Source organism: Bradyrhizobium sp. AZCC 1678, assembly GCF_036924765.1.
Taxonomy (GTDB): Bacteria; Pseudomonadota; Alphaproteobacteria; order Rhizobiales; family Xanthobacteraceae; genus Bradyrhizobium; species Bradyrhizobium algeriense.
In genome coordinates, this window is record NZ_JAZHSE010000001.1 from 1,182,477 (window position 1) to 1,201,639 (window position 19,163).

General features: G+C 63.8%; 17 protein-coding genes and 1 riboswitch. Of the genes, 6 read left to right on the forward strand and 11 right to left on the reverse strand.

Annotation, left to right across the window (positions count from 1 at the left end):
* Positions 1 to 144: 144 nt before the first annotated feature.
* Positions 145 to 1,338, forward strand: a complete 1,194-nt coding sequence (locus tag V1294_RS05535) for an ABC transporter substrate-binding protein (protein ID WP_334495670.1) — start codon at positions 145 to 147, stop codon at positions 1,336 to 1,338.
* Between the two features lie 230 nt (positions 1,339 to 1,568).
* Positions 1,569 to 2,918: an IS5 family transposase gene (locus V1294_RS05540; RefSeq protein ID WP_334495671.1), complete on the forward strand. Its 1,350-nt coding sequence runs from the start codon at positions 1,569 to 1,571 to the stop codon at positions 2,916 to 2,918.
* A 108-nt stretch (positions 2,919 to 3,026) separates the two neighbouring features.
* Here V1294_RS05540 and V1294_RS05545 read toward each other — a convergent pair whose 3' ends face one another.
* Genes V1294_RS05545 through V1294_RS05560 form a run of 4 tightly spaced genes read right to left on the reverse strand, consistent with a single transcriptional unit; the run spans position 3,027 to position 7,658 of the window.
* Entirely contained in the window at positions 3,027 to 3,419 is a 393-nt protein-coding gene (locus tag V1294_RS05545) for an MAPEG family protein (RefSeq protein ID WP_334495675.1), read from the reverse strand.
* Between the two features lie 30 nt (positions 3,420 to 3,449).
* Positions 3,450 to 4,535, reverse strand: coding sequence for a lipocalin-like domain-containing protein (locus tag V1294_RS05550; RefSeq protein ID WP_334495676.1), 1,086 nt, complete (start codon positions 4,533 to 4,535; stop codon positions 3,450 to 3,452).
* A complete protein-coding gene (locus V1294_RS05555) occupies positions 4,525 to 6,987 on the reverse strand; it encodes an ABC transporter permease (protein ID WP_334495678.1) in 2,463 nt (820 codons plus the stop codon). Before V1294_RS05555 ends, V1294_RS05550 begins: the two co-directional genes overlap by 11 nt.
* The gene (locus V1294_RS05560; protein ID WP_334495680.1) at positions 6,984 to 7,658 is read right to left on the reverse strand and encodes an ABC transporter ATP-binding protein; all 675 of its coding nucleotides are present in this window, start codon (positions 7,656 to 7,658) and stop codon (positions 6,984 to 6,986) included. The genes V1294_RS05555 and V1294_RS05560 overlap by 4 nt, the downstream gene beginning before the upstream one ends.
* A gap of 258 nt (positions 7,659 to 7,916) precedes the next feature.
* Between V1294_RS05560 and V1294_RS05565 the strand changes: the two genes are divergently transcribed.
* A complete protein-coding gene (locus tag V1294_RS05565; RefSeq protein WP_334495683.1) occupies positions 7,917 to 9,191 on the forward strand; it encodes an MFS transporter in 1,275 nt (424 codons plus the stop codon).
* A gap of 156 nt (positions 9,192 to 9,347) precedes the next feature.
* Here the strand turns inward: V1294_RS05565 and V1294_RS05570 are convergent, their stop codons facing one another.
* Complete coding sequence (locus V1294_RS05570) at positions 9,348 to 11,090, reverse strand: N-acyl-D-amino-acid deacylase family protein (protein ID WP_334495685.1); 1,743 nt, start codon at positions 11,088 to 11,090, stop codon at positions 9,348 to 9,350.
* Between the two features lie 77 nt (positions 11,091 to 11,167).
* On the reverse strand, positions 11,168 to 12,406 hold the full coding sequence (locus tag V1294_RS05575) for an MFS transporter (protein WP_334495687.1): 1,239 nt from the start codon (positions 12,404 to 12,406) through the stop codon (positions 11,168 to 11,170).
* Between V1294_RS05575 and V1294_RS05580 the strand changes: the two genes are divergently transcribed.
* Both V1294_RS05580 and V1294_RS05585 read left to right on the forward strand, forming a co-directional pair.
* Positions 12,396 to 12,686, forward strand: coding sequence for a hypothetical protein (locus V1294_RS05580; protein ID WP_334495689.1), 291 nt, complete (start codon positions 12,396 to 12,398; stop codon positions 12,684 to 12,686). The genes V1294_RS05575 and V1294_RS05580 overlap by 11 nt on opposite strands.
* The gene (locus tag V1294_RS05585; RefSeq protein WP_334495691.1) at positions 12,679 to 13,929 is read left to right on the forward strand and encodes a hypothetical protein; all 1,251 of its coding nucleotides are present in this window, start codon (positions 12,679 to 12,681) and stop codon (positions 13,927 to 13,929) included. Before V1294_RS05580 ends, V1294_RS05585 begins: the two co-directional genes overlap by 8 nt.
* A 115-nt stretch (positions 13,930 to 14,044) precedes the next feature.
* Here V1294_RS05585 and V1294_RS05590 read toward each other — a convergent pair whose 3' ends face one another.
* On the reverse strand, positions 14,045 to 14,200 hold the full coding sequence (locus V1294_RS05590) for a hypothetical protein (protein WP_334488569.1): 156 nt from the start codon (positions 14,198 to 14,200) through the stop codon (positions 14,045 to 14,047).
* Between the two features lie 167 nt (positions 14,201 to 14,367).
* Between V1294_RS05590 and V1294_RS05595 the strand changes: the two genes are divergently transcribed.
* Complete coding sequence (locus V1294_RS05595; RefSeq protein WP_334488572.1) at positions 14,368 to 14,610, forward strand: hypothetical protein; 243 nt, start codon at positions 14,368 to 14,370, stop codon at positions 14,608 to 14,610.
* Positions 14,611 to 14,731: 121 nt separating this feature from the next.
* Here the strand turns inward: V1294_RS05595 and V1294_RS05600 are convergent, their stop codons facing one another.
* The 4 genes from V1294_RS05600 to V1294_RS05615 form a co-directional block, all read right to left on the reverse strand.
* Entirely contained in the window at positions 14,732 to 15,022 is a 291-nt protein-coding gene (locus V1294_RS05600) for a hypothetical protein (protein WP_334488575.1), read from the reverse strand.
* A gap of 1 nt (position 15,023) precedes the next feature.
* The gene (locus V1294_RS05605; RefSeq protein ID WP_334495693.1) at positions 15,024 to 15,269 is read right to left on the reverse strand and encodes a transcriptional regulator; all 246 of its coding nucleotides are present in this window, start codon (positions 15,267 to 15,269) and stop codon (positions 15,024 to 15,026) included.
* Positions 15,270 to 15,383: 114 nt separating this feature from the next.
* Positions 15,384 to 16,388: a DUF6925 family protein gene (locus tag V1294_RS05610; RefSeq protein ID WP_334495695.1), complete on the reverse strand. Its 1,005-nt coding sequence runs from the start codon at positions 16,386 to 16,388 to the stop codon at positions 15,384 to 15,386.
* 128 nt (positions 16,389 to 16,516) lie between these two features.
* A complete protein-coding gene (locus tag V1294_RS05615; RefSeq protein ID WP_334495697.1) occupies positions 16,517 to 18,787 on the reverse strand; it encodes a TonB-dependent receptor in 2,271 nt (756 codons plus the stop codon).
* A gap of 112 nt (positions 18,788 to 18,899) precedes the next feature.
* Positions 18,900 to 19,099, reverse strand: a riboswitch (cobalamin riboswitch).
* Positions 19,100 to 19,163 lie beyond the last annotated feature (64 nt).

Genomic DNA, 19,163 nt, shown 5'->3' on the forward strand with positions numbered 1-19,163 from the left:
CCAGGAATGTCGGATGAGGCGTTGGCGCGCGCCTTGCCTTCAAGAGTTCCCCATACTTTTGGCTGATCCGAAATGGATGGGCAGTCGTGGGGTTATTGAATAGTGTTGCCGGGTTCCTCTGACAAAAAATTCCGGGAGAAAAAAATGAAGTCGGGATTGTTAGCCGCCGTTGCGGTGGGTGGTGTTTTGCTCGCCGCGCCGGCATCGGCGCAGGGCGTCAAGATCGGTGTTCTGAACGATCAGTCCGGGGTCTACGCCGATTACGGCGGCAAGTGGTCGTTCGAGGCCGCCAAGATGGCGATCGAGGATTTCGGCGGCGAGGTGCTGGGCCACAAGATCGAGATCGTCTCCGCCGATCACCAGAACAAGCCGGATCTCGGCACCGCCATTGCGCGGCGCTGGTATGAAGTCGAAGGCGTCGACATGATCACGGAGCTGACGACGTCCTCGGTCGCGCTTGCGATCCACGATCTCTCCAGGCAGATGAAGAAGATCGACATCGTCGTGGGTGCGGCGACCTCGCGCCTCACCGGCGATGCCTGCCAGCCCTATGGATTCCACTGGGCCTACGACACGCACGCGCTGGCCTATGGCACGGGCGGCGCGCTGGTGGAGTCCGGCGGCGACAGCTGGTTCTTCATGACCGCGGACTACGCGTTCGGCCACGCGTTGGAAAAAGACACCGGCGATTTCGTCAGGGCCAAGGGCGGCAAGGTGCTGGGCGCGGTCCGCATTCCCCTGAACTCGTCGGACTTCTCGTCGTTCCTGCTGCAGGCGCAGAGCTCGAAAGCCAAGATCATCGGTCTCGCAAATGCCGGTCTCGACACCACCAACTCGATCAAGCAGGCGGCGGAATTCGGCATCGTCAAGAGCGGCCAGAAGCTTGCCGGCCTGCTGCTGACGCTGGCCGAAGTCCATGGCCTCGGGCTTGAGGCCGCCCAAGGCCTGGTGCTGACGGAAGGCTATTACTGGGACCGCGACGCCAAGAGCCGCAACCTCGCCGAACGCTTCTTCAAGCGTACCGGCCGCATGCCGAACATGATCCAGGCCGGCACCTATTCGGCGACGCTGCAATATCTGAAGGCGGTCAAGGCGGCAGGCACCAAGGACACCGAGGCGGTGGCGAAGAAGCTGAAGGAGCTTCCGGTGGACGACGACTTCGCGCAAGGCGGCAAGGTGCTGGAAAACGGCCGCATGGTGCACGACCTCTATCTGTTCGAGGTCAAGAAGCCGACGGAGTCGAAGAAGCCGTGGGATTACTACAAGCAGCTTGCGGTCGTGCCCGGCGACAAGGCATTTCCGGCGGCGAAGGATTCCGGCTGCCCGCTGGTGAAGTAGGCGGCGCTACCGTCGTCATTGCGAGCGCAGCGAAGCAATCCATCTCTCGATACTAAGAAGTCGGCCGTGAAAAATTTCCCAAGCCGTTGAGAGGGAGTCGATTTTCCTGGCTCGGCGGCTTTTGAGATTGCCAGCTTTTGGGGCTTGATAGCGGGAAAGCTTGCAATTTTGTTTTTTTGGTTTCCCTCGAATCGGGGGTCGTGATTCTCTTGGTGGCATCGGAGGGGACGATGCGGCCAAAGGAACGACGAGAGACGGGACAGAGCGACCTTCTGCGCTCGCGGCTGGACGCGATCATCGATATGGGCCACCCGCTGGTGAAGCTGGCGCGGACGATCGACTGGCCCTTCCTCGAGCAGAAATTCGGAGCGGTCTACGAGGACAAGCCCGGCCGGCCGGCATTGCCGACGCGGCTGATGGCGGGGCTTGCGATCCTCAAGCACACCTACGACCTCTCCGATGAAGTGCTGTGCGAGCGCTGGGTGGAGAACCCCTATTACCAGTTCTTCTGCGGCGAGGAGTTCTTCCAGCACCGCCTGATGTTCGACCGCTCCTCGCTGACGCGCTGGCGGCAACGCATGGGCGAGGAGAAGTTGCAGGCCTTGCTGCAGGAGAGCCTTGCGGTGGCCAGCAAGACCGAGGCGATCAAACCGGCCGATCTTAATCGGGTCATCATCGACACGACGGTGCAGCCCAAGAACGTGATGTTCCCGACCGATGCCAGGCTGCTGAACCGCGCCCGCGAGATCCTGGTCCGGCTGGCGAAACGATATGGTGTCAAGCTGCGCCAATCCTATGCCAGAGTGGGCAAGTTCGCGCTGATCAAGCACCAGCGTTATGCCCACGCCAAGCAGTTCAAGCGCGCCAACAAAGCCTTGAAGAAGCTCAAAACCTATCTCGGCCGTATCATCCGCGACATCGGCCGCAAACTTGGTGGCAACGCCGACTTGCTCGGTGGGATCGTGTTGGAGCGCATGCTGGCACGGGCGCGACGCGTGCTTGAGCAGAAGCAGCACCAGCGTGGACCGAAGGTCTACTCGCTGCACGCGCCGGAGGTGGAATGCATCGGCAAGGGCAAGGCGCACCGACCTTACGAGTTCGGCGTCAAGGTCTCGGTCGCCACCACGCTGGCGCACGCCAAGGGTGGGCAGTTCGTGACCCATGTGAAGGCGCTGCCCGGCAACCCCTATGACGGCCATACACTTGCAACCGTCATCCCCGAGATGGAGGAGCTGATCGGCAACACCATCGAGCGCGCGCTCCTCGACAAGGGCTATCGCGGCCACAACGCCCCGCCCGATTACAAGTTCAGGGTGTTCATCTCAGGACAGAAGCGGCGGGTGACACCACAGATCAAGCGCGAGCTCCGACGGCGTTCCGCCGTCGAGCCGGTCATCGGCCATCTCAAATCCGAGCACCGCATGGGCCGCAATTACCTCTGGCATCGCCAGGGCGATGCCACCAATGCCGTCATGGCCGCCGTCGGCTACAACTTCCGCCGCCTCATCCGGTGGCTGAGCTTTCTGCTGTTCGAAATCCTCTCTCGGCTCAGCCTCAAATTGCGGCTCAGCCCAGCCTGAAATCCCGATTCTTCACGGACGACTAAGAAAGAATGGATTGCTTCGTCGCTTCGCTCCCTTGCGCAAACGCTTCGCGTTTGTCGCAGGCAATGACGGCGTGTTTCGGTCTCACGCCTGCACCAGCCGCCAGACGATCGCGCCGAACGCGCCGACCCACAGCGCGATCGTCGCCAGCGCCTGGATCGCAAAACCCAGGCTGCGGTCCTTGACCGCCCTGGCGTAGCCGAGCACGTAGAGAATCCGGCCGATCGCCCAGACCAGCCCGATGGCGGCCGCGATGCCATCGCCGATATAGATTGCGAACAGCCACAGCGACGGCAGGAAGATCGGCAGCCATTCCAGCGTGTTCATCTGCGCGCGAAACACGCGCTCGAAATCCGGATTGCCCGAAATGGCCGGCAGCTTGACGCCGAACTTGCCGCGCGCCCGCGACACCAGGATGGACGAGTAGAAGTAGACCAGGACCGCCAGCAAGGTGACGAGCGCGGTGAGATGATACATCGCTGAAATTCCCCTGTTTCGTGCGAGCGCCTAATAGCCCGTCATTTCCAGATAGCCCACCCCGGAATGGCTGCCGGCAAAGCGGATCGGGCCTTCCCAATAGGGAAAGCTCGTCCCCATCCAGCTTCTCGGATTGAGCGGCGTGCATTCAATCGACAGCGCCTTCTTTGGAATGGCGATACGCCATGTCGTCGGAATCTTCCGTTTCTCGATCTCGGTGAAGCTCAGCGGTGTCATCATGATATCGGCGGAGGCGAGTTGTTCGGCCGTGCCGTCGGGCGCGATCCATTTGCCGGAGCCATAATGCTGGCCGTCGGTCTGGCGCATCCGGTACAGCATCAGCTTATCGCCGGTATTGAAATGCAGCGAGAGCCAGTCCCATCCGCTTTGATCGGAGGCCAGCGGCTGGCTGCTCCACTCACGATCGAGCCAGGCCATCCCGGTGACGTCGACGGGCTTGTCGTCGATGGTGAGAATGCCCTTCGCCGTATAATGCGGCTGGCTGTAATAATACGAAGCTTGTTCGCGCAGCGATTTGCGGCTGTAGCCGCCGTCGCCCTGCAGCACCAGCGGCCGCTCCGCGTCGAGGCGCAGCGCGTAGCTGAAATCGGCGCCCGATGCTTTCAGCACAAGTGGTGCGATATTGTCGTCGTTGACAGGATCGAGCCCGCGCATCTCCCAGGCATCGATCCAGGCGTGAAACGGCTTGGCGTCGACGCCGGCCTGGCCGACCCCGCCGCGCGCGAACGTCTGAGCGAAGCGATGGGTATCGGCGCGGGTGACGGCGGCATGGCCCATCCAGATTTGCTGGTTGGCCCAGCCCTCCTGCGGGCCGCCGGCAGCGATTGCCTGGCGAAACAACGTCCATTGCGCGCCATAGGCCGTGCCATTCGCGTCGGCGAGATTGGCCGTCACATACCACCACTCGATGCGAAATTCCGGATGTGGCCCGTGGTCGGCGGGAAATGCGAACGTCCTGCCGGGGACGACCGACGCAAACCCCTCCGCGCTTTCACCAAGTCCAGCGAAGCCCTGCGCGAGCGCCTTGCCGCCCAATCCTGCGAGCAGCGTGCCACCGATGAAGCCGCGGCGGGTGATCGGGCCGCTACCGTTCATTGGCGAATATCCTGATCAGGCTCGTCGGCTGCATGCGCGCCAGCCTGATGACGGGAAGCGCCGCAGCGGCCAGCGCTGCCGCCATCGCCACGCCTGTCAGCCACAGCAGTTGCAGCGGAAAGACATGGAACGGCAACCGCCAGCCGAACGCCTTGACGTTGACGACCGCAAGCAGGCACCACGCGACCAGGAGACCGAGCGGAAGCGCGAAGATGGTGGTGATCAGCGCCACCGACATCGTCTTGAGAAGCTCGATCGCCGCGAGCCGCCGCCGCGTAATGCCGATCGCCCATAGCGGCGCCAGTTGCGGCAGGCGGGAATTGGCAAGCGTCAGCAGGCTCGTCAACAGCGCGATGCCGGCTACCCCAAGCGTGAAGGCGTTCAGCGCGGCGGTCACCGCAAAGGTGCGGTTGAAGATCCGCGTCGATTCCGCCTTCATCGTCGCCTGATCGGCGACATTGCGGTCGTCGAGCGCGAATTTTTCCTGCAGTGCCGATATCAATGCCGGGATATTTGGTGAGGCGACCCGCAATCCCATGCGCGTCAGCGGGATTTCAGGAAAGCGCCGCGTCAGCGCGGCGTAGTTCACCGCGATCTGGCCCTTGGGGTTGCCATAATCAGCATAGATGCCGACCACGTCGAGTGCCCAGCTTCCGCCTGACGCGGGCACCTCGATGCGGTCGCCGACCGAAAGGTGCAGGCGCCGCGCCAGTTGTTCGCTGACGAGGGCCGCATTGCCGGGACGAAGCTTGATCCAGGCATTGTCGGCCGATTGCAGCAGCGGCCAGTTGTCGCGATAGGTGGCGTGATCGGGCAGGCCCAGTACCTCGATCGGCGCACCCGCCAATTGCGTGTCGGCGCGGGCGCCGGGCAGGATCGCCTCGACCTCGGGGCGCTCGCGCAGCCACGCCTTGATCTCGGCTGCCTGGGCGTCGTTGGCGGCGTTGACATAGACATCCGCCGCCAGCCGCCCGTCGAGCCAGACCAGGAACGTACGGCTGAAACTCTCGACCATGGTGGAGACGCCGACATTGACGGATAGTGCGAGCAACAGCGCCATCAGGGCGAGCGACAGCCCGGATAGCTGCTGACGGCTGTCGGCCCAGAACCAGACGCTGACCGGGGTTCGCGCATAGCGCTGACCAAGCGACAGCATGAATTCCAGAAACATCGGCAGGATCAGCGCCGCGCCGAGCATCAGCGCCGCGAGCACGGCAAACCCCGAAATCAGGGAATCGCCGAACCAGAGCAGACCGGCCGCGGCCGCGAACGCTGCGAGCGCCAGCGCGCTCTGGTAGGTCAGCCAGCGCCGCTGAGCCTGTTGCCACGCGTAGGGCTGGGCGGTGGCGAGCAGCGGCAGCCGCAGCGCCTTGGTCAGGCTGGCGGTGGCGGCCGCGAGCGCGCCGGCTATGCTGATGGCGATGCCCGCGATCCACCATTGCGGCTTGAGCGTCAGATGCCCCGGAATCTGCGCGCCATAAAGTCCGCGTAGCGATGCGGCGACGTCGGGCAGCAGCGCACCGGCGATGAAGTAGCCGCACACGAGGCCAATCAGCCCCGCGATCAGCGCCAGCGACACCAGCTCAAGCACCAGCACGGCGTTGAGCATCCGCGCCGAGACGCCGCAGGCGCGCAACGTGCGCAGCACCGGCAGCCGCTGCTCGAAGGCAAGCCCGATCGCCGAATTGACGATGAAGAGCCCGACAAAGAATGACAGCAACCCGAACGCGGTCAGGTTCAGGTGAAAACTGTCGGTGAGGCGTTCGAGGTCGCTCTCCGCATCGGGTTCGATCAGGCGAAGCCTGTCGCCGGCAATGCTTTCAAGGGTTGCGCGTCTGGCCGCCGTCTTGCCGATCAGGAGGCGCGAAAGCTGATCCGGCATTTTCAACAGGCTCTGTGCGATGCCGATGTCGACGACCAATACGCCAGGTACGAGATTAGGCTGCACGCGAAGCGGCGGCAGCAACGCGCCGCCATTGGCCTCCGGGCGGGCGCCCTCCGCGAGCTTGAGATCGGAAAGCGTTTCCGGCGCCACCAGCATCGCGCCCGGCGGCGTCATGAAGGATAGCAGATCGGCTCTGCCGATCGCAGGCGCGTTGCCGACTTCCGCGGGCAGCGTCACCGGTTCGATGCCCAGCAGCCGGAACGACCGTCCCTCGATCTGGATGCGGCCTTCGAGCACCGGCGAGACCGGCCAGCCGGCGCGGCGCAAATCGACGAAGAGTTCTTGCGGAAAGCTTGCGCCGCTGCGGGCGACCAGCATGGCGGTGCGTGTGCCGCCGAACGTGGCGGCGGCGCGATCGTAGGAGGTGCGCGCCTGCTGATTGAGCGCCTGAACGCCGCTCCACAGCGCGGTCGCCGAGATCAATCCGATCAGCAGGGTCGCAAGCTGCATCGGATGCCGTCGCCAATGGCTCAGCAATACGGCCAGCGTCCACAGCGCGCGTTTCACGCGATCACCCCGGCATGGAGGTTCACCTTCCGGTCGAGCGTGGCGGCGAGCCGTTCGCTGTGGGTCACCATCAGAAAACCGCAGCCGCTGCGCGCCACCAGATCGCGCGCCAGCGCCAGCACCTCGTCGGCGGTGTCCTCGTCGAGATTGCCGGTAGGCTCGTCTGCCAGCAGCAGCAGCGGCTTTACCGCCAGTGCCCGGCCGATCGCGACGCGTTGTTGCTGGCCGCCGGACAATTGCTCGGGATAGCGTTTGAGGAAATTGCCGAGCCCGAGCCGCTCCACCAGTTCGCGGTGCCAGGCCGCGTCATGACGGCCGGCAATGCGCGACTGGAAAGCCAAATTGTCTTCCACCGTGAGACTCGGAATCAGGTTGAATTGCTGAAACACCAGGCCGAGCCGGTCGCGGCGCAATTCCGCGCGTCCGGCATCGTTGAGTTCGCAGACCTGTGCATCGGCCAGCCTGATCTCGCCGGCATCGGCTGCATCGAGCCCTGCGATCAGGTGCAGGAGCGTGCTCTTGCCGCTACCGGATTCACCCGTCAGCGCGACGCTCTCGCCCGCGGCGACCGAGAGGTTCACCCCGCGCAGCACCGCGACCTCTTCGCCGGCCGTGCGGTAGCTCTTGGTCAGGCCGGTCACGTGAAGCACGTTGGGATTGCCGTTGGTCATGCGCGACGATGGACCGATCTGACCATGAAAATCCCCGACGTGATGGCATGCAACATATCAGGGCGGACGCCCCGGATCACGCCTCAATCGCGCCGCGACGTGATCGTGATCCGGTTGTGGCTCGCGCCTGCCGCAGCAGCCGGCAGTTGCGCAAGCGGCATCCGCGGAAAAATCCGGGTTGCCTTGCCCGCGAGCCCCCTTGTAGCATTGGAACCGGCCGATCCTAAGAGCCAGCAAAGGTAAACGGGGAAACCAGCCATGACCGCGCAGCCGACGCCCAAGGGCGCATGGACAATCACCTTCCTGTTGTTCCTGTTCATGCTGGTGAACTTTGCCGACAAGATCGTGGTCGGCCTCGCCGGCGCGCCGATCATGGACGAACTGAAGCTCTCGCCGGAGCAGTTCGGCTTCCTCGGCTCCTCGTTCTTCATCCTGTTTTCAATCTCGGCCATCGTCGTCGGGTTCATCGTCAACCGCATCGACACCCGCTGGGTGCTGCTCGCGATGGCGGTGATCTGGTCGGTGGCGCAGTTTCCGATGGTCGGCACCGTCGGTTTCACCACGCTCGTGATCTGCCGCATCATCCTCGGCGCGGGCGAGGGGCCGGCCTTCGCGGTGGCGGCGCACGCAGTCTACAAGTGGTTTCCCGACGAGAAGCGAACGCTCCCCACCGCGATTCTCTCGCAGGGCTCGGCGTTCGGCGTGATCCTCGCGGTGCCCGCCCTGAACTGGATCATCGTCAATCATAGCTGGCACTATGCCTTCGGTGCGCTCGGCGTCGTCGGCCTGATGTGGGTGGTGGCGTGGCTGGTGATGGGCAAGGAAGGGCCGCTGGTGCAGACGGTCGCAACGGCGGCTGGCGACCAGCGCGTACCTTACTTCCAGCTTCTGACCTCGCGAACCTTCATCGGCTGCTGCGCCGCGACCTTCGGCGCTTATTGGGCGCTGTCGCTCGGGTTGACCTGGTTCACGCCCTTCATCGTCAAGGGGCTCGGCTTTTCGCAACAGGATGCAGGCTGGGTTTCTGTGCTGCCCTGGGTGTTCGGCGCCACTATCGTGCTGCTGACGGGCTGGATTTCGCAGGTGATGCTGACGCGCGGATACACCACGCGCGGCGCTCGCGGCGTGCTCGGGTCAGTGCCCCTGATCGTCGGCGGGTCGATCCTGGCGGCGCTGCCGCATGTCAACGGCGCGGGGCTGCAGATCGCATTCCTCGTGGTCGGCTCCGGGCTCTGCGGTTCGATCTATGTCGTCTGCCCGCCGATGCTCGGCGAATTCACGCCGGTGCAGCAGCGCGGCGCCGTGCTCGCGATCTACGGCGCGATCTATACGCTGGCGGGAATAATTGCCCCTTCCGTGATGGGCGTTGTGATCCAGAATGCGGCGGTGCCGCTCGACGGTTACATGACCGGCTTCACCATCAATGCGGTGGTGATGGCAGCGTCGGGGCTGCTCGGGCTGTTGCTGCTCTGGCCGAACACGGAACGCGCAAGGCTGATGCGCCAGGCGGCGGCGCAGCCGAAGTTCGCGTGAGGCTTACCCTCCCCTGGAGGGGGAGGGTCGACGCGAAGCGGCGGGGAGGGGTGACGGTCTCTCCGCGTCCGACAGCGTCTGGGATGAAACACCGTCACCCCACCTCGGTTCGCATTTCATGCGAACCGATCCTCCCCCTCCAGGGGAGGATGAAGCTCAACTCGCCGCCGCGTCGAACTGCGGCTTTGAGCCCTGCGCGCCGCGCACCAGCTTGCCGGGACGGGCGCCCGTCGCCTTGCCGCTGCGCTGCGTCACCACGCCGGAGACGATGGTGGCCTCATAGCCGTCGACCTGCTGCATCAGGCGACGGCCGCCGACCGGCAGGTCGTAATGCACTTTCGGTGGATGCAGGTGCAAGCGGTCATAGTCGATCACGTTGACGTCGGCCTTGAAGCCCGGCGCGATCACACCCCGGTCGTAGAGGCCGACCGACAGTGCTGTCTTGCGCGACTGCGCCGCCACCACGAACGGGATCGAAAGTTTTTCGCCGCGGCTGCGGTCGCGGGTCCAGTGTGTCAACAGATAGGTCGGGAAGCTGGCGTCGCAGATGATGCCGCAATGCGCGCCGCCGTCGGAGAGGCCCGGCACGGCGCTGGGTTCGCGCAGCATCTCATGTACGGCATCGAGATTGCCGTCGGCATAATTGAGGAACGGCACATAGAGCATGCCGCGGCCGTCGTCGGTGAGCATCGCGTCGTAGGCGAGCTCTTCCGGCTGCCGGCCCTGGCGGCGGGCTTGCGGGCCGAGCGCATTTTCCGGCGGCTGCTCGTAGTCCGGGGGATTACCGAGCAGATACATCTTGTCGTAGTTTGGCCGGAAGAACAGCGGATCGTCGGTCGCCGTCGCCGTCTCGCTCAGGATGGCGGCGCGCATTTCGGGCCGGCGCAAATGCGTCAGCCGCTCAGCCAGGGGCAGCTTGGCGATCGCGCGGTAGCTCGGATGGGTCTGGAATGGATTGCGCGACAATTCCAGCCCAAGCAGCAGCCCGACGGGACGCGCGGCAATCTGTGTCGTGATCGACAGGCCGCGGGCGGTGGCTTCGTTGATGGTGTCCATCGTCTGGCGCCAGCGTCGCGGCGCCTTGTCGGCTTGGGCTACAGAAAACGAGATCGGGCATTTGGTATTTTCAGCGACCCGCAGCATCATCGGCAGATCTTCGTCGACGGTGCTTTGGTCGAGCACGAATTGCAGCACGCTGCGGCCGACGCCGTGCATCGCAGCCGCAATCGCGGTCAATTCATCTTCGCCCGCTTTCAGCGTCGGTGTGTAGTCGCCGGTCGAGGTGCGGTGGTTGAGGGTGCGCGAGGTCGAGAAGCCAAGTGCGCCCGATCGCACGGCGTCTCCGGCGAGCGCCGCCATCGCCTTGTTGTCCTCAGGCGTTGCGGGATCGCGGCGCGCGCCGCGCTCGCCCATCACGTAAACGCGTAGCGCCGCATGCGGCAGTTGCGCGCCGATATCCATGTCGAAATTCCGCTTCGACAGCCAGCCCATGTAATCCGGAAAGCTTTCCCAGGCCCAGGGAATGCCGGCGCTCAGCACCGGCTCGGGAATATCCTCGACGCCCTCCATCAACTGGATCAACCTGAAATGATCGGCCGGGCGACACGGCGCAAAACCGACGCCGCAATTGCCCATGATCGCTGTCGTCACGCCGTTCTGCGACGAGGGCGTGATGTCCTGGCTCCAGGTGACCTGGCCGTCATAATGGGTGTGGACGTCGACGAAGCCCGGCGCAACCAGTTTGCCTTTGGCGTCGATCTCTTCCTTGCCCTTCGCGGAAACCTTGCCGACTTCTGTGATGCGGCCGCCGGAGATAGCCACATCGGCTTCGAACAATTCGCCACCCTTGCCATCGGCAATGGTGCCGCCGCGGATCACGAGGTCGGGGGTCGAGGTCATGGCTTCCATCCCGGTTATGGTTTTTGTTGGCGCATCATCCGACGTCCCCTGATGCTGTCAACCGCCCGGGATGAGCCTCAGGAATGCGTTAGGTCCTTGACCGAGCTCTCTGACCGGCTCTGCGGCTTGCGGTCAGTCACGAGCGCCAGCAGCACCGTCATGACCATAAAGGCGACGGAGGCGCCAAACACCCAATGCGGCATGTTCTGGTCCATGATCCAGCCGAACAACAACGGGCTGAGGATGCCGCTGAAATTGAAGCCGGTGGAGACGATGCCGAACGCCCGTCCGGCCGCGCCTGCCGGAGCGGCGTTGCGCACCAGCATGTCGCGGGATGGTGCGATGACGCCGCCGAGGAATCCGGCCAGCCCCATCGCGGCGGTCAGCACGGCCGACGGCAGGTTGATCGTCGCAATGATCGTGATGATGACGGCGTTGATTGCAAAGCACGCGGCGGCGACCTGTCCGTGGCGCGTGGTGCGGTCGGCCAGATAGCCGCCGGCCAGCACGCCGGCAGCACTGGCGCCGAGAAACGCTGTCAGCGCGATATTGGCGGCCGAGAAGGTCACGCCATAGCCGCTCATCAGCGCGACGACGCCGAAATTGCTGATGCCTGCATTGGAGAGGCCGAGCAGCATGAAGAAGAACGTCAGCATGATGATCGCGGGCGCGATGACGCTTTGCTTCGGCGCGTCAGCGCCATCTTCCTTGCGATCAGCCGAGCTCGCATCGGGAATGCGGACGATGATCAATGCCAGCGCCACCACGGGACCGACCGCGCCAGCCACGATCAGGGCGCCGAGGCCGCCGACGGTTGCGACCAGCGCGGCCATGATCGCGGGCGCCACCGCGCCGCCAAGGAAGCCCGCAAAGGTGTGGACCGAAAACGCGCGGCCCATCCGCGCTTCGTCCATATGCGTCGACAGGATCGCGTAGTCGCACGGGTGATAGACGCTGTTGGCGAGCCCAAGCAGCACGGCGCAGACGATCAGCGAGACGTAGCTCAGATGCAGGCCGAGCATGATCAGCGCCAGGCCGCCGACGGTGAGGCCGATCAGCAGGACCTTTCGCGCGCCGATATGGTCGGCGAGATAACCGATCGGCGCCTGCGTCAGGCCGGAGACGACGCCGAACACGGTGAGCGCAAAACCGAGCTCGATATAGCCGACGCCGAGCTGTTCTTTCAGGAACGGAAACAGCATCGGCAGCACGAAGAGATGGAAATGGCTGACCCAATGGGCGACCGAAATCGCAGCGAGCGTACGCAGCGAAGTGTCCGCTTTGGCTTGTTGCGGTGCGGCCAGAATGTCGACCATGTCAGCTCAAAATCCCGTGTCACTTCCGGCCCCTGGAGCGTTTTCCAGCGAAGTGGAGCCGGTTCGCGTCAAGAAAACGCGTCAAATCAAAAATCTAGAGCCCCGTTCCGATTCCATCGGAACGAAAAAGGCTCCTGGCAGCGGCGAAAATATCGTCCAGCCGTTATTTGTCCATGAATACCGCTGCATGGCTGCCCCGGCGGAGGGCAGGGACACGCCGATTGCATCATTAAATCGGGAGACAAAGGCGGCCGGCGCGGCAATGATCCGGCATGCCTGATCCCGCAAAACCGCTCCGGGTGCTCGTCTCCGAAGGTTCCTCTACCTCGGCCCGGGAGGCGATTACGATTCTGGGTCTTTCGGGCCACCACATCGAGGTCTGCGATCCCTCGCCGTGGTGCCTTTCACGGTTCTCGCGGTTGGTTGCGAAGTTTCACCGTTGCCCCGGACTGCGGGATGACCCCGCCGGCTATCTGGCCTTCATCGAGCAGCGACTGGTCGACGGGAAATTCGATGTGCTGCTGCCGACGCATGAGCAGGGATTTTTGTTTGCCCGGGCGAGGCAGCGCATGGAAGGCTGCGTCGGCCTCGCGCTGCCGAGCTTCGAGAGCTACCGTACCGCGCACAGCAAGGCAGGCTTCAGCCGGCTGCTCGATCGATTGGGACTGCCGCAGCCGCCGACGCAAATCGTGACGTCGGCGCAGCAATTGCGTGAAGCCGTCCGATTTCCTGCCGTCGTCAAGACGTCGGTCGGCACCGCGAGCCGCGGCATCTGGTTCATACGCAATGCCGACGATCTCGAAAGCCCGCTGCACGATCTCGGCGCCGGCGATGCACTTGCCGACGAGATTTTGGTGCAAGACCTTGTCGCGGGCACGACCGAGAAGGCGCAGTCGGTGTTTTGCCGCGGCCAGATGATCGGCTTTCATGCCTATCGGCAGGTCATGCCCGGCACAGGCGGCGGCGAGGCGATCAAGCAGAGCGTGAGGCGGCCCATCGTGCGCGCGCATCTCGAAAAGGTCGGACAGGCGCTCGATTGGCACGGTGCGCTGTCGATCGACTACATCATGCCGGATCATGGCGACGCGCCTTTGCTGATCGATGGCAATCCGCGTCTGGTCGAGCCAATGAACGCGTATCGCTCCGGCATCGATCTGGTTGGATTGCTGCTTCAGATCTCGCTCGGAGAGACACCTGCGCCCTTGCCGGAGAGCCGCGAGGGCGTGCTCACACATCTGGCGATGCAGGCGCTGCTCGGATGTGCCGCGCGCGGTGGGAAGCGGTCCGACGTCGTCAGGGAAATCGTGCGTCTGTGCGCGAACAGCGCGCCCTATGCCGGCAGCAGCGAAGAACTCACGCCGATGCGATCAGATTGGATCAGCGCCGTGCCGCTTGCGGTGACGGCAGCTTTGCTGCTGGCTTCGCCAAAGTCAGCGATAAAACTCGCGCGTGGCGGATTTGGTGCGCATCTGCTCGATGTCGGGAGTATTCGAGTGATAGAGGGGGAGGGGTTTGGTGCGTGAGTCGTAGGGTCGGCAAAGGCGCTCTTGCGCCGTGCCCACCATCTATCCTCGACCGTCATCTCGAATGGTGGGCACGCTTGCGCTTTGCCCACCCTACGAAGTTCCAGCTGTTGTGCTACAACGGCTCATCATCATTGCCGTGGCGGTCGCGCTTCGGCGTGGCGATGTCGCCGTCCTCGTAATCCTCGTCCTCGACCGGCGCACGTTCCGGCTTTTTCGGCTTGTCGTCCGCCGGCTTCGGAGGCTCGTTCTTCCTGCCAGTTCCGCCCATCTGATGCCTTTTTCGTCGGATGAATCGACGTTGCTCTGCTTGCCGATTCGGAGTATCGGCATGATCTCAATCCGATCGCGTTGGGCCGGCATGTTAGCGCCGGCCACAAGAACTTTCCTGCCCTTTTTGCGGCGTTCAGTCCAAAAGGGCCTTCACACGGAGCCAGCATGAAGAAGCCCCGCCCTGCGGCGGAAGAACCGCAGCCGCGCAAAACCATCCGCGCCGACAAGGCGCCGACCACCGGTTACTCGCTGGTGGTGGACGGTCATTTCAAATCGCATCACGACACAGTCGAGGCCGCCGAAGAGGCGGGCATGGCCCTGAAGAACAGGTTCCAGATGCTTCAGGTGCAGGTCTACGATGCCGAGAACAAGACGCGTTCGATGATCGATTGGCCTGGGCCGGCGTAAACGCGGCGGATATCTGACCGACTTTTCGTTTCGGCCCGGCAAAAGCGCGAAGCGCGTCTTCGCGCTTTTGTCCGGGCGTGACGAGACGCCCGCATGACGAGACACCCGTAAGAGTCCGACCTCAGGTTCGCCGTCCGCCGTTTTGTTGGCTCGCCAGCCAGTCGGACAAGGCCACCGGCTTCTCGTTCGAGCGCTTGGTGCTGGCGGGCGCCTTTCTTGCGGCCTTCGCGGCGGGAGCTCGTTGCGGCTCGGCTGCCTCGCGCGCGAGACGCAACGCCTTCAGCTTCGCCATATTGTCGAGCACAGCCTTGGCGCTGGCGTCGCGTTCGGCCTTGCCGGATCTCGCGTCCTGGGCGGCCTTTGTCGCCTTGTCCACACGGGCCTGGGCGCGATCACGATCTTCTTTCGTCATTTCAGGTCACACCTCTTTTCGCGGCCCGGGTCTTGGCCTTGCTTTTGACCACCGGTTCCGGCGGGTTTTCACGTTCGGCCGCTTCCTTTGCCAGACGGAGCGCGCGCAGCTTCTCGGTCCGCTTTCGGATCGCGATGTCGGCGGCCGCGATCTCGGCCATCGCCTTGATGCCTTCGACTTCCTGCGCGCGCTTGCGATTCAGCCGAATCTCCTTCAGTTCGGCGGCGCTCTTCGGCTCATCGTCCATGTCATACCTCTGAAATCACGACAGATATCGTCGAGCGGTCTGCCGGCGGTTTACCACGGATCGGGGCGTAGAGGACGTTATTTTCGGTCGAAAAAGCCGCACTTTCTTGTCAAATCAGCCCTCATTTTGAAGGGCCGCGTCGTCGTCGGCCTCGTCGGGCGCCGCAGCATCGAAGCTCGCCAGCCAGGCGCTCAGCGCCGCCGACGCATGGCCCTGCGACTTCATCTGCCGCAATGCGATGCGGACGCTGATCCGGCCGTGGCGGTCACCGGCCACCGCCGTGGGCGGCTCGCCGGCAAGCACCGCATCGACCACCCGCTGCTTGGTCGCAAGGGCTGCGGGATCGCCGCACGCGGCCATCATCCGCTGAAAGGCATGATGGTGGGTGGCGTCGAACGGCCGGGCCTCGCCCAGGCCGTCCCGTGCCGGATGCGGCGGATAGAGGTGCGCGCAGGGAATCCACCCCTGAGGCACCGGCTCGGTCGCGGGATGGGTTCGCCGGCTTTGCAGGAGCCGCGGCAGCACATGCGTGTGCGGTCCCTCCGGGCTCTTGCCCAAGGGCGGCGGGATCGGCTGATAGACCTCGATGCGGCCGAGCCGGCTGATGAAGACGCGGTGCGGATTGGCCGCGAGGATCATTGCCATGGCGGGATTGCCGGGCTCGAACACGGCGCGGCCGGCATGTTCGCGCAATCGCGCGGCGAGGCTGTGATCGTCGATTCGAATACAGCAATCGATCTGCAGCGCGCCGAAACCCAGATCGAACAGAACGCAATTCCGGTCTTCCTCACGCGGCGCTTCGTGATCAGGGCCGATCTCCGTCAGCGCAATGCGCTGGTGCATGGCGCAATCATCTCGCGGCAGGCAAAGCGCGACCCGTTGATTCCACCCGGTCCTGGTGATGCCTTCCGACGCGAAGGGGCGGATGGCGGGATGAGATTTGAGGGCAATGCCGCCGCGCGCCGTCACGGCCGAAACGGCCTCAGGCGTTTGGCTCAAGCGCACCGGCTCGTCAGGGGCACGCGAAAATTCGGCGATGGCGCCGAAGGTGCCGAGGCTCCATTGCGTATCGGGATTGGATATCTCCCGCGGCAGGAGATCGATGGCTGCGGCGCTCATCGCCGCCTGCGGAACGGAAGCGGGGCAGGCATGAAAAAACATTCTCCCGGGCAATAGGCGCAAGGAGAATACCGTCTTGTCAGGTCAGGACAAGCCGGTTCGGCATGGCGCCGAACCGGCTATTGCGGTCAGAACGTCGCGCCGACCTTCACCATGTAGGTGCGGCCGGGAAGCGGATAGGCCGAGAAGCGGCCCGGCGTAAACGAGCTCGCGATCGCGTAGTCGTAGTACAGCGCATCGAACAGGTTGTTCACGCTCAGCGACCAGAAGAAGTGTTCATAAGCGCCACTCAGCTTCAAATCGACGGTAGCGTCGGCCGGGATGCGGCGCTGGGTGTTCGCCTGGTCATTGTCCATGGTGCGTTCGCTCCAGGCGCGCAGCGTGGCGTCGAATACCAAGTAGTTCTGCCAGATGTTCCAGGTCACGCCGCCCATGGCTGTGTAGCGGGAAACCAGTGGCACGTCGTTGCCGGCGAACGGCCCTTCGCGGAAGACAGCACGCGTGTAGGCCGCGCCCGCCCGCAGCGACAGGTTGTCACTGACACGCAGCGACGCGCTGGTCTCGGAGCCGTAGCGGCGGGTTGGACCGAGGTTCACGTTGAAGAACAGCGCCGGGATGAAATGGATCTCGTTCTCGAGGTCCATACCGTAGATGCTCGATTGCATCTGGAATGCGCCGGCCTTGACGCGGAAGCCGCCTTCGATGTCGTGCGAGGTCTGGGTTTTCAGCTGAAAGGTCCCCGGAACGAAGAAAGGGCCGCTGGAGACGCGTTCATCGACGGTCGGAGTACGGAACGCGCGCGCGGCGCGGCCAAACAGCGAGAATGTGTTGTTGAGCCGGTGCTCGAGCCCGACGTGCAAGGCGTACTGGGTCTCGTTGCTGTCCAGCGGGGAGGCTTGATCGCTGCAATTAAAGAACATGGCGCAACCGGGCGCGTTGGCGTCGAACCGATCCCGGGCGCTCAGGCTGGTGTTTTGAATCCTGGCGCCATAGGAGAAATCAGTCGTCGGCAACAGGCCTACCGTGTGCTGCCAGTAACCGGCCAGCGTCTGCTGCGACAGATCGTAGATGTGGGTCGGCGCAAGGCCCTTGAACGCCCCGCGGTCCTGGCGGAACGTCGCATCGTAATAATCGATACCGGTCAGGATCTGTGAGGGCACCCCGAGGATCGAGTTCTTGATGCTCAATCGTGGCGTGATCGACCAGGTCTGCAATGATGCGTCGTTATAGGTGGAGGAGAAGCTCGGAAATGGCGACGCAAACGGTATCGCGCCGAAGAATCCGCTTTGCGTTTTCTTGTCTCTGACGCCGCCATCGACGATCAGTTCGGCGCCGTCCCACAGGGTCTTGGTGAAGCCGGCGGTCGCGCTGGCGCCCTGCTGGTTGCCGTAATCGAACGGCGTATTTGTGCCCCTGCGATCGGTGACGAGTTGATTTAGCCCGATCGAAGGATCGACGGTGCGTCCGCCCGGAAAACCGAGCTTCTGGTCGTCGCCGGTCACCGTAAGGAAGGCCTTGAGGTCGGGTGTGGTGTAATTGAGATTGCCGACCCCATTGCGCTGATCGAGCGCGTTGTTGACCCGGTAACCGTCGGACTTGATGGCGTTGCCGTAGAATGACGTCGACCATGGTCCCGAATTCAGCGCCGTCGAGACCGAGGCCATACGCTGGTTGAAGGAGCCGACTCCGGCCTCTGCGCGCATGGCGACCGGCGGGCCGCTGACGCCGTTCTTCAGGACGATATTGATGACACCGCCGACGGCATTGTCGCCGTAGAGCACCGCGCCGCTGTTGCCGCGCGTGATTTCGATACGCTCGATCGAATCGCGCGGAATGGTCGAGAGATCGACGCCGGCCATGTCGATGTCGTTGAGACGTCGGCCGTTGATGAGCACCAGGGTATTTGAGGTCGCGAACGCGCCGAAGCCGCGCAGGTCGACCGACGTCTTGGCGCCGTTGACGCCGCCAAAGAGGCTGGTCAGCTGCACGCCGGGCGTTTGCGCGATGATTTCCTGCAACGTTTGGGCCGGCGAATGCGCGATCTCTTCGGCAGTAATAACCGTCGACGCCGTGCCGACGATGCCTGAGAACTGACGGCCGCCGCTGCCGCCCGCGCCTTGCGAAACGCTTTGCGATGCGGTGCCGGTCCCTGCCGCGGGCCGCGTGCCGGTCGACGGCGCAGCCGCTGGTACGACGCGGCGCGAGGTCGATGCTTCATCGTAGGTCGGTTTGGCGCGGGTCCGGTTCGGGTCGGTGGGCGAGGTGATCTCGATCGGCGGCAATTGCTCGGATGGCGTCTGCTGCGCCTGCGCGCCGGAAATGCCGAGCGATGCGACAGGTATCAGGAAACTGGAGGCAAGCCAGTAGCGGCGCTGCCGCGTGGCGATGGTGGAAGACATGGTTCAGACCTCGGTATGACGTCAGTGGCACGTCACAGCGAACCAAGTCTCACCATGTGCTAATGCAGCTTAGGTGAAGCTAATGCCTGTACTCCCCGACCGACATCTTCGCGTGTGACCACGGCTGACGGCAGGTCTCCTGGCTCGCGGGTCGTTACCCATCGTCGCCTTCCCAGGACCGAGATTCCCAGTGGCCTATGACGAAGGATTCGCCGCTTACAGTTGCGGGGGCAGCCGCGGAATTGGGGGACTTCCCCGCACCGCATTCCCTTTTGATCCCCAAAAACGGGAACCGTCGGGAACTATGGTAGAAGTTTGCCAAAGTTCGAGTCAATCCGCCTTGGGCGCGCTTGCGATGTCAACTGGACGAGTGCGC

What these genes read in the sequence shown, in the direction of transcription:
- V1294_RS05535 (WP_334495670.1), top strand. Translation starts at nt 145, where the DNA reads ATGAAGTCGGGATTGTTAGCCGCCGTTGCGGTGGGTGGTGTTTTGCTC.
- V1294_RS05540 (WP_334495671.1), top strand. Translation starts at nt 1,569, where the DNA reads ATGCGGCCAAAGGAACGACGAGAGACGGGACAGAGCGACCTTCTGCGC.
- V1294_RS05545 (WP_334495675.1), bottom strand. Translation starts at nt 3,419, where the DNA reads ATGTATCATCTCACCGCGCTCGTCACCTTGCTGGCGGTCCTGGTCTAC.
- V1294_RS05550 (WP_334495676.1), bottom strand. Translation starts at nt 4,535, where the DNA reads ATGAACGGTAGCGGCCCGATCACCCGCCGCGGCTTCATCGGTGGCACG.
- V1294_RS05560 (WP_334495680.1), bottom strand. Translation starts at nt 7,658, where the DNA reads ATGACCAACGGCAATCCCAACGTGCTTCACGTGACCGGCCTGACCAAG.
- V1294_RS05565 (WP_334495683.1), top strand. Translation starts at nt 7,917, where the DNA reads ATGACCGCGCAGCCGACGCCCAAGGGCGCATGGACAATCACCTTCCTG.
- V1294_RS05570 (WP_334495685.1), bottom strand. Translation starts at nt 11,090, where the DNA reads ATGACCTCGACCCCCGACCTCGTGATCCGCGGCGGCACCATTGCCGAT.
- V1294_RS05580 (WP_334495689.1), top strand. Translation starts at nt 12,396, where the DNA reads ATGTCGACCATGTCAGCTCAAAATCCCGTGTCACTTCCGGCCCCTGGA.
- V1294_RS05575 (WP_334495687.1), bottom strand. Translation starts at nt 12,406, where the DNA reads ATGGTCGACATTCTGGCCGCACCGCAACAAGCCAAAGCGGACACTTCG.
- V1294_RS05585 (WP_334495691.1), top strand. Translation starts at nt 12,679, where the DNA reads ATGCCTGATCCCGCAAAACCGCTCCGGGTGCTCGTCTCCGAAGGTTCC.
- V1294_RS05590 (WP_334488569.1), bottom strand. Translation starts at nt 14,200, where the DNA reads ATGGGCGGAACTGGCAGGAAGAACGAGCCTCCGAAGCCGGCGGACGAC.
- V1294_RS05595 (WP_334488572.1), top strand. Translation starts at nt 14,368, where the DNA reads ATGAAGAAGCCCCGCCCTGCGGCGGAAGAACCGCAGCCGCGCAAAACC.
- V1294_RS05600 (WP_334488575.1), bottom strand. Translation starts at nt 15,022, where the DNA reads ATGACGAAAGAAGATCGTGATCGCGCCCAGGCCCGTGTGGACAAGGCG.
- V1294_RS05605 (WP_334495693.1), bottom strand. Translation starts at nt 15,269, where the DNA reads ATGGACGATGAGCCGAAGAGCGCCGCCGAACTGAAGGAGATTCGGCTG.
- V1294_RS05610 (WP_334495695.1), bottom strand. Translation starts at nt 16,388, where the DNA reads ATGAGCGCCGCAGCCATCGATCTCCTGCCGCGGGAGATATCCAATCCC.
- V1294_RS05615 (WP_334495697.1), bottom strand. Translation starts at nt 18,787, where the DNA reads ATGTCTTCCACCATCGCCACGCGGCAGCGCCGCTACTGGCTTGCCTCC.